The organism is Rathayibacter sp. AY1C1 (genome assembly GCF_002932105.1).
Lineage (GTDB): Bacteria > Actinomycetota > Actinomycetes > Actinomycetales > Microbacteriaceae > Rathayibacter.
The window spans coordinates 19,138-30,071 of record NZ_PSWH01000039.1 but is presented as its reverse complement, the minus strand read 5'-3'; the positions used below and the strand labels follow the sequence as shown (position 1 = coordinate 30,071).

Sequence of the window (10,934 nt, the reverse complement as noted above, 5' to 3'; positions counted from 1 at the left end):
GGTCCCACTCCCCGTGACTGATGACCGCCACCGTCACCGCCCCCCGGACCCCGACCCCGAGCTGCCGGTCGACAGCGACCTCGACGTCGACGACGCCCCCGACGGGACGCCACGACCCGTGCACCTGCGTCCGCGATACCTCCTCCTCGTCGCCGCCGGCGGCACGGTCGGGACCGGGGCGCGGGAGGGCCTGACCCTCGCGTTCCCCGCCGATCCCGCCTTCGACACCGTCGTCTTCGCCATCAACATCGTCGGCGCGCTCCTGCTCGGCGTACTCCTGGAGAGCCTCGCCAGAGCCGGCAGCGACGAGGGCCGACGCCGCACCGCACGGCTGCTGCTCGGTACCGGAGCGCTCGGAGGCTTCACCACCTACAGCACCCTCGCCACCGACACCGCCCACCTGCTCACCACAGGACACCCCGCACCCGCCGCCCTCTACGCGCTCGGCACCGTCCTGCTCGGCGCCCTCGCGTCCTGGACCGGAGTCGCCCTCGCCGCAGCACTCCACCGGCGACGCACGCAGAGGAAGGTGCCGGCATGACACCCGCACTGTTCCTCGCGCTCTCCCTCGCCGGTGGAATCGGAGCCGCAACACGGCTCCTCCTCGACGGGCTCATCAAGGCCCGCACCGGCGGCGCCTACCCCGGGGGCACCACCGTCATCAACGTCACCGGATCACTCCTCCTCGGCCTGATCACCGGCCTCGCCCTCGCAGGCATCGCCCCCGAGCCGTGGCGACTCGTCCTCGGCACCGGCTTCCTCGGCGGCTACACCACCTTCTCCACCGCCAGCCTCGAAACCGTCCGTCTCCTCGCCGAAGGACGCCAACTCGCCTCCGCCATCAACGCCCTCGGCACGCTCCTCCTCAGCGTCATCGCCGCAGCAACAGGACTCTGGCTCGGAGGCGCGCGATGAGCATCATCGATGCACCCTCACCGGCAGTGGTGGTCGGCCTTGCCGGCGTCGATTCCGGCCCGGAGTCGGGGCACGCAGGGTCCTTCCGTTCAGCGGGTGCGGTGCGCCGTGAACGACCTCGCCGGCATGTCATCACGGGGCGATCTGGTCGCGTCTCTCCATGAGCGGTCCTGCCGTTGCGGGGTCCCGGGCGGCTCATCACGGCATGCCATCAGGCGGCTGAAGGCGGTCAGCCGTACCCGGGACCCCTGGCGCGTTCCGGAGCCGACAACTGCCCCGAATCCACGGAGACAACGGTGAGGAAGGCGGTCGGACTCCGGGGGAGCGACGCCGACCGGGACGCGGAGCGGCGTCAGCAGTGGGAGGGCCTCGACCCCGTGCTGCGCTCCCTCGGCTTCCCGAAGGGGCTGTGACGCCGGCCCGGTGGACCTCACCGGGCCGGCGCCCGCGCGCTCAGCGGTGCGCGGGTCGGAGCCCCAGCAGCGTGTCGACGATCACGAAGGCCGCGAGGCTCGCCCCCAGGAGCGGGAGGAACAGCCCGAGCGCGGCGGCGACGACCAGGACGGACGCGACTCCCCACCACGGCGCGCGCCGGAGCGCTCCCCGGGCCGGCGGGGTGCCGCCGAGCCGTCGGGGACCGCGGGTGGGGCGGCGCTTCCACCACATCAGGTACCCGAGCACGACCATCGTGGCGATGCCGGCCGCGGTGACGAACAGCAGCAGCTGGTTGGGCAGCCCGAACATCGAGCCCATGTGCGTGTCGATGCCCCAGCGGGAGAGCTTGGCGACGAGGCCGAAGTCGGCGAAGTCGACCCGGTCGACGACCTGCATCGTGCTCCCGTCGATCGCGACGCCGTCGACCTCGGTCGGGAAGCTGCGCTGGATCTCCTGCACGACCCAGGCCGAGCCCTCCGCCGCGGGCGGCCGGATCTCGACCAGTCCCGTGTTCACGTTGACCTCGCGGGCGACCGAGAGCACCGAGTCGTAGGCGGCCGGCGAGTAGCCCGCCGTCGACTCGACGGCGTCGCCGGTGGCCGCGCCGTGTCCGGCGTGCCCGGCGTGCTCGTCGGCCACCTCGCCGGTCCGGTCGCCGAGCGTCGTCCCCAGCGAGGGCGTGGTCCAGCCGACTGCGGAGCGGAGGGTCTCGAAGTTCCCGCCTCCGTAGAGCGACCAGGTGATGCCTGTGGTCGAGAGGAACAGGGCGCCGACGAGCAGCCAGACGCCGGTGGAGGCGTGCCAGGAGAACAGGCGCTTGTAGCCGGTGGTCCTCGGCGCGGGGCGCAGCAGGTCCCTCTTCACGCGGGCGCGGCGGAGGCGGATGATCCAGAGGCCCAGGCCGGCGAGGGCGACGACCCCCAGCCAGGAGGCGGCGAGCTCGCTGTAGGAGCGGCCCACGTCCCCGAGGTGCAGCGTCCGGTGCAGGTCGCTGATCCAGGTCCGCAACGGCAGGGCGCCGCTGGTGCCGTAGGCGGTGAGGTCGCCGCGGACGTCGGCGGTGGCCGGGTCGATGAAGACCGCGCGGGTCTCGCTGACGCCGAGCGACGGGTCCGCGTACATCACCCGGGTGGTGTCGCCGGGGTTCGGTGCGGGGCGGACGGCGACGATGCTCTGCCCGCCTCCGGTGTACGCGTCGGCGGCGTCGATCTGGTCGGCCAGGGGCACGTAGGTGTCCGCTTCGGGGGCGTGCAGCTCCTGCGCGTAGACGACCTGCTCGAGCTGCGGGGTGAGTGCGTAGAGCGCTCCGCTGGTCGCGGCGACGAGGATGAACGGCCCGACGAACAGGGCGGCGGAGAAGTGCAGGCGGAGCAGCAGCTGTCCGAGCCAGCCTGCGCTGCTTCTGTGCGGCGGGGGCGGGGTGTCGGCGGAGTCGCGGGGTCTCGTGGCGGTGGTGGTCATGCTTCTGGTCCTTCGGTGCTGTGGCGGGTGCCGGTGAGGGTCAGAGGAGGGTGTCGCCGATGTAGCCGCCCTCGACGCAGCCCGGCGGGATCGCGAAGACGGCGGAGCCGATCGGCGTCGTCCACTCGTTGAGCAGGTCCAGCTCGTCCAGGCGCTTCTGGATCGGCACGAACTGCGCGGTGACGTCGGCCTGGAACGCCGCGAAGATCAGCCCGGAGTTCGAGATGTCCTCGCCCGTCGGGGTGTCGTCGTAGTTGTAGGCCCGGCGGTGGAAGCGCTCGGCGGTGTTCTCCGAGCGGGCGCGCCTCATGTGCGAGAACTCCGGGATCACCGGGAAGCCGATGGTCGTCGTCGCCTCGAAGTCGGGCTCGTCGGCCTCCGCCGTCCCGGTGAGGGGCGCGCCGTTCGCGAGGGTCCAGGGAGGAGACGGGTCGGTCAGACGCTGCGGGGACCTCCGGGGAGGTCCTCGCCGCGGCTCGCGTCGATGATCAGGAGGCGGGCTGCAGAGGGGGGCCGCGCCGCAGCGCCGCCTGGGGGAAGACGCCCGAGGCGAGGGGGAGCACGTCGCGCAGCTCGAAGGAGGAGCGTCGCGCGGGTCGAGGAGCGGCCACCGGAGTCGGCAGGACCCGCACCAGGCGGGTGACGAGGTGGCTCGTCGTCGCGGCGACACTGACGAGGAGGGACTCGCCGCGGTGGAGCGCCGCGGTCGTCGCGACGGCGGCGACGAGGTGCGCCGCCCACATCGAGGAGCCGGTCATCCCGCTGTGCGTCATCGCCGCGCTGACGTCGATCACGGCACCGTGGTGCGCGTGCAGGGTCGGCGCATCGACCGGCCCCGCGAAGGTCCCGATCGTGAAGAGCGTGTGGAACAGGAACTGGCTGACTCCCACCGAGACCGCCAGGCGGACCAGGGAGAGCCTGCGCCCGGCGAGCGCCACGCACACCAGGACCGACAGGACGAGCGGCATCGCGACACCGAGCGGACCCGGGATCTGGCCGCCGCCGGCCACGTGCGAGAACAGCGCGACGAGCGTCGCCACCGTCGCCGCGACGACACCCCGGAGGGTGCGCAGCGGGCGCGACGACGACATCTCCCCAGTGTCGCAGACGTCTCCTTCCCGCGGAGGACCGCTCCCGGGCGAGAGGAGCGGCCGGCCGACGGTTCCTCTCAGCGGGCCGCGGAGGCTCCGGTGCGTCACTTCTCGGGCCGGACCACCAGCCCGACGCCGCCGCCGCGCCGCACCGGTTCGGCGACCGCGGTCATCCGGCCGGAGGGGTCGACCTCGATGGCGGCCACCGCGCCGATCTGCGCGGCCGAGGTGAAGGTGTCGCCCGAGGGGACCAGCTGCTGGCCGAAGGGAGCGAGGTCGTCGGCGTACGCCTCGATGAACTCGGGCTCGGCGGAGGTCGTCGCGCCGTTGCGCTGGGAGGCGCGGGGCGCTGCCACCGCCTCGGGGAGCGTCATGCCGAGGTCGATGCGATTGACCAGGGTCTGCAGGACCGTCGTGATGATCGTGGATCCGCCCGGCGAGCCGACGACGAACCGCACGTCCCCGCCGTCGAGCACGATCGTCGGCGACATCGACGAGCGCGGGCGCTTGCCCGGCTCGATCCGGTTCGGGTCCCCGTCGACGAAGGTGGGGGAGAAGTCGGTCATCTCGTTGTTGAGGAGGAAGCCGCGGCCGGGGACGGTCATCGCCGAGCCGCCGGTCTGCTCGATCGTCAGCGTGTAGGAGGCGGCGTTGCCCCACTTGTCGACGACCGAGAGGTGGGTCGTGGAGATGTTCTCGGTGTCCGACTCCTCCGCGGCGGGGGCGGTCGCGCATCCGGAGCCGTCGAGAGCGCCGGGCGCGACCGGGCGGACGGAGGCGGTCGCCGGGTCGATCGTGCAGTCCCGCGAGTCCGCGAACTCCTGGCTGAGGAGCGTCTCGGTGGGCACGTCGACGAAGGCCGGGTCGCCGACGTGGGCGCCGCGGTCGGCGAAGGCGCGGGCGGACGCCTCGAGGTAGAGGTGCAGGGCGCTGCCGGTGTCCTCGGCCGCGAGGTCGTGGTTCTCGAGGATGTTGAGGGCCTCGCCGACCGCGATCCCACCGGAGGAGGAGGGCGCCATCCCGTAGACGTCGAGTCCGCGGTAGGAGACGCGGGTCGGCGCCTGCTCGGCGACCGAGTACGCCGCGAGGTCGGCGGCGGTCATCGTGCCGGCCGGGGCGGGGAGGTCCGACCCCTCGGCGATCCGCGGGTTCTGGACCGTGTCGGCGATCTCGGCGGCCAGCGCGCCCTCGTAGAACGCGTCCGGCCCGTGGACGGCGATGGAGGTCAGCGTCTTCGCGAGGTCGAGGTTGCGGAAGGTGCTGCCCACCTTCGGCGCGTCCCCACCGGGGAGGAAGAGCTCGGCCGTGTCGGGGAACGCCTGGAACCGCTCGAGGTTGTCGAGCGTCTGGTTGCGGAAGGTCTCGTCCACCCGGAAGCCCTTCGCCGCGAGCGCGATCGAGGGCGCCAGCACGACGGGGAGCGGCAGGGTGCCGAAGCGGTCGACCGCGGTGTCCCAGGTCGCCACCGTGCCGGGCACGCCGACCGCGACGCCGGAGGAGACGAGGTCCGGGGTGAACGGGTACGGGGCTCCGGTCGCGGGGTCGAGGAACGCGTCCGAGGTGATGCCGGCCGGCGCTGTCTCGCGTCCGTCGATGGTGCTGACCTCGCCGGAGGCCTTGTCGAAGTAGACGAAGTACCCGCCTCCGCCGATGCCGGCGCTGTACGGCTCGCTCACGCCGAGGGCCGCGGCCGTGGCGACCGCGGCGTCAGCTGCGTTGCCGCCGCGCTTCAGCACCTCCATGCCCACGCGGCTCGCGTTCGCGTCGACGCTCGAGACCGCTCCGCCGTAGCCCACCTGCGTCGAGGGCGAGATGAGGGGTCCGCCGAGGAAGTCGCGGATCTTCTCGGGCGTGAGCCCGCTGTCCTTCAGGTATCCGGAGACGGGCCTGTCGAGAGCGGACGCCGGTGCGGCACCCGCCACTCCCACTGCGACGACCGCGACCAGCGCGATCGCGGTCCTGCGGAGCACGGGTGTCGTGGCCATGGCGTTCCTCCATCGGAACTCTGTGGTGCGCGGTCGGCGATGCGGGTCCCCCCAACCTAGGGGCGGGGTGGGGGTGCGGGGTAGGGGGTGCCCGGTCGAGCTCGCCGCCGTCGCTCAGTCCCGGCTCGGTGCTGACGGCCCGTCGGGGATGGCGGGCAGTGCGTCGGTCGGCGGTATCGCGAACCAGAAGACCCCGTCCGCGAGCCGCGCGCGTTCCAAGGGCGCGCCGAGGGGCTCGGCCGTGTTCAGCGCCGCATCGACTCCCGTCGAGACGGGATCGTCGTTCGCGGCGTGCGGTGGGAAGCGGAAGCGCTGACCGATCAGATGGTCGCCGTCGAGACGGCGCCGGTAGACGATGCAGACGCTGTTCGGGCTCTCGATCCAGGTCCGGACCACGTCCACCACGGAGGCGTAGTTCTCGAGGATCTCGTCCTCCAGGACCCTCTTAACGACGGCAGCCTCGGTCGAATCGTGCATGGGCAATCCCTCCTCGGGTGGCGGACCGAGGAACTCGGCCCGCCACGGACGGTAGCCGAACCATTTTCGGCAGGGCGGAGGAGGCGCGCTCGAGCTCCGGAGCGGCGCGCGCCCCTCCTGGCCGGCAGGCCTGCGTCGGTACTGCTGACGGAGTCGTCGGGGCTCCTGATCCGGCCCGCGTGTCGACTCGTCCGGCAGCGCTCTTGACAGGCGAGCGAAGTAAGTGTTCGATCAGTCACATGGCTTCCCCCTCCTCCCGCTCCACCGCCGAGGCGCAGCGCGAGCGGATCACCGCGGCGGCGCTCCACGTGTTCGCGCGCACCGGCTACGCCGCGACTCCGATCACCGAGGTCGCCGCCGAGGCCGGTGTCTCGCCCGCCTACGTCTTCCGCCTGTTCCCGGGCAAGCTCGGCGTCTTCGTCGCCGCGGTTGACCGTTGCTACGAGCAGGTGGCGTCCACGCTCGCGGCGGCGGGGGAGGCCTCGCCCTCCTCGGACCCGGCCGACCGGCTCGAGGCGATGACCGTCGCCTACATCGACCTGATCGCCGACCGCGACCTGATCATGCTGCAGTCGCAGGCGCAGAGCGCGTGCGACGTCCCCGAGATCCGCGAGGCGGTGCGCCGCGGGATCTCCGCGGTCGTCCGGACGGTCACCGTCGTCTCCGGAGCCGACGGCCCGGCCGTGCAGCGCTTCGTCGCCTACGGGCAGCTCTGTCACCTGATCGTGCAGACCGACCTCGGCGGCGTCGACTCCGAGTGGGCCCGCATCGTCTCCGACGGCATCCGGCACCGCGACTGAGTCCGCGGTCCTCTCGTCTGCCCTCTTCTCCTTCCCCTCCTCCTTCTCCTCCTCTTCACCACCCTCCCCTTTCATGTCCGCGATTGTGACTGTCCAGTCACTCACCACAACCTCCAGGAGCCACTCATGTCCACCACCCTTCCCCGCACCACCACCCGCGTCGTCCTCCCCGGGATCGTCGAGCCGTCCGGGCTGCTCCTCGAGCAGGCACCGGTCGAGCCTCCCGCGGCCGGCGAGCTGCTCGTCGCCGTCGAGGCCACCGGCATCTCGTTCGCCGAGCAGTCGATGCGCCGCGGCCGCTACTTCGCCCAGCCGCCGTTCCCCTTCACGCCCGGCTACGACCTCGTCGGCCGGGTCCTCGCGGTCGGCCCCGGCGGCGACGCGTCGCTCGAGGGCCGCCGGGTCGCCGCGCTCACCAAGACCGGCGGCTGGACCGGGCACGCCCGTGTCGCCGCCCGCGACTGCGTGGTCGTCCCCGATGCGGTCGCGTCGGAGGACGCCGAGGCCGTCGTGGTCAACGGAGTGACGGCGTGGCAGATGCTGCACCGCTCGGCCCGGGTCTCCCGCGGCGACACGATCCTCCTGTTCGGCGCGAACGGCGGAGTCGGCGGCCTCGTGCACCGCCTCGCCCGCCTCGAGGGGATCCGCGTGATCGGCGCCGCCTCGCCCCGCCACCACGAGGCCCTCCGAGCGGCCGGAGTGGAGCCCGTCGACTACGCCGATCCCGACCTCGCCGCTCGCGTGCGCGAGCTCGCTCCCGGCGGAGTGCAGGCCGTCTTCGACAACGTCGGCGGAGCGACGACCCGGCTGGTGTGGTCGCTGCTCGCGCCCGGCGGCACCCTCGTCGCGTACGCGATCGTCAGCGCGAGCACCGGGAGTATCTGGCCCCCCTTCCTCCGCCAGCTCGCGCGGATCCAGGCCTACCGGCTCGCCCCCAACGGCCGGCGCGCGGTCTTCTACGACCTCTGGGCGGGCCACTCGCTGCGCCCCGCGCGCTTCCGTGCGCGGCTCGAGGAGGACCTCGGCCGCGTGCTCGGACTCCTCGCCGACGGCTCCCTGACGGCCAACATCGCCGCCCGCTTCCCGCTCACGGGGATCGTCGAGGCGATGGAGCTCGCCGAGTCCCGGACGCTCGACGGCAAGGTGATCCTGCTGCCGTGAGCGGGGTGCGTAGGGGCAGAGGGTGATTCCGGCGCGGAGGCGCCCGGTCGGCGAGCAGGGGAGAATGGCGCGGTGGACACGGGACTGGTCGAGGTGCTGAAGGCGCTGGGCAATCCCACGCGACTGCAGATCATGGAGTGGCTCCGCTCTCCCGAGGCGTCGTTCAGCGAGTTCGAGCCGATCGCCGACCGCGCCGAGTTCGGGGTCTGCGTCACCCATCTCGCCGCGAAGAGCGGTCTCGCACAGTCGACCATCTCGTCGTACATGGGATCCCTGGAGCGCGCGGGCCTCGTCCGCTCGACGCGCGTCGGGAAGTACACCCACTACCGGAGGAGCGACGCCGACGTCGACGGGCTCCTGAAGCGGCTCGGAGCCTCGATCTAGCGACATATCGCGAATCGTCGATATGATTGGCCGCATGACCGATGCTTCCGAGGCCGCTCCCGCTCGCCGTGCTCTGCTCGTCCACGCCCATCCTGAGGAGCGGTCCTTCTCCTCGGCGCAGGCGGACGCGGTCCTCGAGCAGCTGAGGGCCGACGGCATGGAGGTCCGCCGGCTCGACCTGTACGCCGAGGGCCGGGATCCGGTGCTGCACCGCGACCAGTTCGCGTCCGGCTCCGGCTACTTCAAGCCGCAGGCGCAGCAGATGACCGCGGTCCTCGAGAAGACGCTCGGGGAGCCCGTCGCGAGCGATCTCGACGATCTGCTGCAGGCGGATCTCCTGGTGCTCTCGTTCCCCCTGTGGTGGTTCTCGATGCCGGCGATCATGAAGGGCTGGATCGACCGCGTCTTCGTGATGGGCGCGACGTTCGGAGGCGAGCACGGCGTCTTCGCCGAGGGCGGCCTGCGTGGCAGGAGCGCGATGCTCCTGCTGACGACGGGCGGCGGCGAAGCGGCCTTCGCGCCCGGCGCCGCCGACGGCTACGGCGACCTGCAGTCGTTCCTCTTCCACATCCATCGCGGGATGCTCGAGTTCGTCGGCTACGACGTCCTGCCCCCGGTGGTCACCTACGGTCCCGCCCGCCTCGACGCGGCCGGACGCGAGGACGCCCTGCAACGGGCTCGAGCGCAGGCGTCCGCATCGACGGCCCGGCTGCGCGGCGCCTAGCGTTCGCCGCTGCGCCTCCCGGCCGCCCTCAGTCCCGCGACCGGCTCGCGTGCGCGCGGGCCTTCATCCGGTTGCCGCACGTCGCCATCGAGCACCACTTGGCGGTGCCGGGGCGGCTGCGGTCGAGGAGGAAGAGGTTGCACTCGTCGTTCGCGCAGGCGCGGAGCCGCCCAGGGAACCGGGCGTTCACAGCTGACCAGGCGAGGACCGACTGCACCGCGAGGCGATCCGGCTCGGGAGCGCTCAGCTCCCACACGACGCCCTCACCGGTGACGCGCGGGGTGCGCACGGCGTGCGCGACCAGGTCCGCGAGCTCCGCGACGGCCGCGGGCGCGCCCGAGCGCACGACGGCCTGGAGCGCGTCGCGGGCGCGGCGCAGCCGCTCGAGCTCGTCCTCGGTGCCGACTCCGCCCCACCGCCGGGCGAGCTCGCGACCGGCCGCGTCGCCGAGGTCGTCCGTCGGCCGTCCGTCCACCATGGGCGCGCTGTTCAGCACCGCCAGGAGCAGCTCCTCGTCCCGATCCATCGTTCCCCGTCCTCCCGCGCCGTGCGGCCCGTTCGATCCATGCTAGCGTCCGACTAACCAGTAAATCTACTTGAAGGGGTTAGCTATGGTCGTCGTCCATCACTGCACCGTGTCCGTCGACGGACTCGACGTCTTCTGGCGGGAGGCCGGGCCCGTCGACGCGCCCGTCCTCCTGCTGCTGCACGGGTACCCGAGCAGCTCGCACATGTTCCGCCACCTCCTCCCCGCCCTCGCCGGCCACTACCGCGTCATCGCCCCCGACCACATCGGCTTCGGACGCTCGTCCGCGCCCTCCATCGAGGACTTCGACTACACGTTCGCCGCCCTGACCGCGGTGACCGGCCGCTTCCTCGAGACCATCGGGGTGACCCGGTACACGATCTACGTGCAGGACTACGGCGCCCCCGTCGGCTGGCGCCTCGCCCTCGCCGATCCGTCCGCGGTCGTCGCCGTGATCTCGCAGAACGGCAACGCCTACGAGGAGGGCTTCGTGCCCGGCTTCTGGGACCCGATCTGGGCCGACGCCGCCGAGCGGACCGACGAGACGCGCGACGCACTCCGGCCGGCTCTCGGCCGGGAGGCCGTCGAGTGGCAGTACACCCACGGTGTCCCCGACTCCAGCACCGTCGACCCGGACGCCTGGGAGCACGACCTCGCGCTCCTCGCCCGCCCCGGCCAGGACGACGTGCAGCTGGCGCTCTTCCGCGACTACGCCACCAACCGCGCCCTGTACCCCGCCGTGCAGGCGTGGATCCGCGAGTCCGGAGTCCCCGTCCTCGCCGTCTGGGGCCGGAACGACGAGATCTTCGCCCCCGCCGGCGCCCAGGCGTTCCTCCGCGACGCGCCCCACGCGCGCATCGAGCTCGTCGACGGCGGGCACTTCCTGCTCGAGTCCCACCTCGACCGCGTCGTCAGCGCGATCACGGACTGGCTCGGCCGCGAGTGACGGGCCCGTGAGCCGGGCGGGCCCGCTGA

12 protein-coding genes and 1 pseudogene are annotated in these 10,934 nt (G+C 72.6%); 7 read left to right on the top strand and 6 right to left on the bottom strand.

What is annotated here, in order from left to right; translation table 11 throughout:
* Positions 1–541 (top strand): fluoride efflux transporter FluC (locus C5C71_RS15095; protein ID WP_374954298.1); only part of this gene is annotated, 541 nt, incomplete at its 5' end.
* Positions 538–915 carry a fluoride efflux transporter CrcB gene (gene crcB, locus C5C71_RS15090; protein WP_104338001.1) on the top strand — a complete coding sequence of 126 codons (378 nt, stop codon included), beginning with the start codon at positions 538–540 and terminating at the stop codon, positions 913–915. The genes C5C71_RS15095 and crcB, both read left to right, overlap by 4 nt.
* Before the next feature lie 453 nt (positions 916–1,368).
* On the opposite strand, the gene C5C71_RS15085 is transcribed toward crcB, so the two are convergent.
* The 5 genes and pseudogenes from C5C71_RS15085 to C5C71_RS15065 all read right to left on the bottom strand — a co-directional run bounded on the left by C5C71_RS15085 (position 1,369) and on the right by C5C71_RS15065 (position 6,364).
* Positions 1,369–2,811 (bottom strand): PepSY domain-containing protein, encoded by a 1,443-nt coding sequence (locus C5C71_RS15085; RefSeq protein WP_104338000.1) that lies wholly within the window; start codon positions 2,809–2,811, stop codon positions 1,369–1,371.
* A gap of 40 nt (positions 2,812–2,851) precedes the next feature.
* A pseudogene (locus tag C5C71_RS15080) lies at positions 2,852–3,223 on the bottom strand (Dyp-type peroxidase); the annotation flags it as partial.
* Positions 3,224–3,299: 76 nt separating this feature from the next.
* The gene (locus C5C71_RS15075; protein WP_104224800.1) at positions 3,300–3,902 is read right to left on the bottom strand and encodes a hypothetical protein; all 603 of its coding nucleotides are present in this window, start codon (positions 3,900–3,902) and stop codon (positions 3,300–3,302) included.
* A gap of 104 nt (positions 3,903–4,006) precedes the next feature.
* Positions 4,007–5,887, bottom strand: coding sequence for a gamma-glutamyltransferase (gene ggt, locus C5C71_RS15070; RefSeq protein ID WP_104337999.1), 1,881 nt, complete (start codon positions 5,885–5,887; stop codon positions 4,007–4,009).
* Positions 5,888–6,001: 114 nt separating this feature from the next.
* Complete coding sequence (locus tag C5C71_RS15065; protein ID WP_104224922.1) at positions 6,002–6,364, bottom strand: hypothetical protein; 363 nt, start codon at positions 6,362–6,364, stop codon at positions 6,002–6,004.
* 239 nt (positions 6,365–6,603) lie between these two features.
* Here C5C71_RS15065 and C5C71_RS15060 point away from each other — a divergent pair, with 239 nt between their 5' ends.
* From C5C71_RS15060 to C5C71_RS15045, 4 genes are all read left to right on the top strand, one after another.
* Complete coding sequence (locus tag C5C71_RS15060) at positions 6,604–7,164, top strand: TetR/AcrR family transcriptional regulator (RefSeq protein WP_104337998.1); 561 nt, start codon at positions 6,604–6,606, stop codon at positions 7,162–7,164.
* A gap of 126 nt (positions 7,165–7,290) precedes the next feature.
* A complete protein-coding gene (locus C5C71_RS15055) occupies positions 7,291–8,325 on the top strand; it encodes a medium chain dehydrogenase/reductase family protein (RefSeq protein WP_104309227.1) in 1,035 nt (344 codons plus the stop codon).
* 72 nt (positions 8,326–8,397) lie between these two features.
* Positions 8,398–8,709, top strand: coding sequence for a helix-turn-helix transcriptional regulator (locus C5C71_RS15050; RefSeq protein ID WP_244230566.1), 312 nt, complete (start codon positions 8,398–8,400; stop codon positions 8,707–8,709).
* Between the two features lie 34 nt (positions 8,710–8,743).
* A complete protein-coding gene (locus C5C71_RS15045) occupies positions 8,744–9,433 on the top strand; it encodes an NAD(P)H-dependent oxidoreductase (protein ID WP_104337997.1) in 690 nt (229 codons plus the stop codon).
* Between the two features lie 28 nt (positions 9,434–9,461).
* On the opposite strand, the gene C5C71_RS15040 is transcribed toward C5C71_RS15045, so the two are convergent.
* The gene (locus tag C5C71_RS15040; RefSeq protein ID WP_104337996.1) at positions 9,462–9,959 is read right to left on the bottom strand and encodes a CGNR zinc finger domain-containing protein; all 498 of its coding nucleotides are present in this window, start codon (positions 9,957–9,959) and stop codon (positions 9,462–9,464) included.
* An 85-nt stretch (positions 9,960–10,044) separates the two neighbouring features.
* Between C5C71_RS15040 and C5C71_RS15035 the strand changes: the two genes are divergently transcribed.
* Complete coding sequence (locus C5C71_RS15035) at positions 10,045–10,905, top strand: alpha/beta fold hydrolase (protein WP_104337995.1); 861 nt, start codon at positions 10,045–10,047, stop codon at positions 10,903–10,905.
* Positions 10,906–10,934 lie beyond the last annotated feature (29 nt).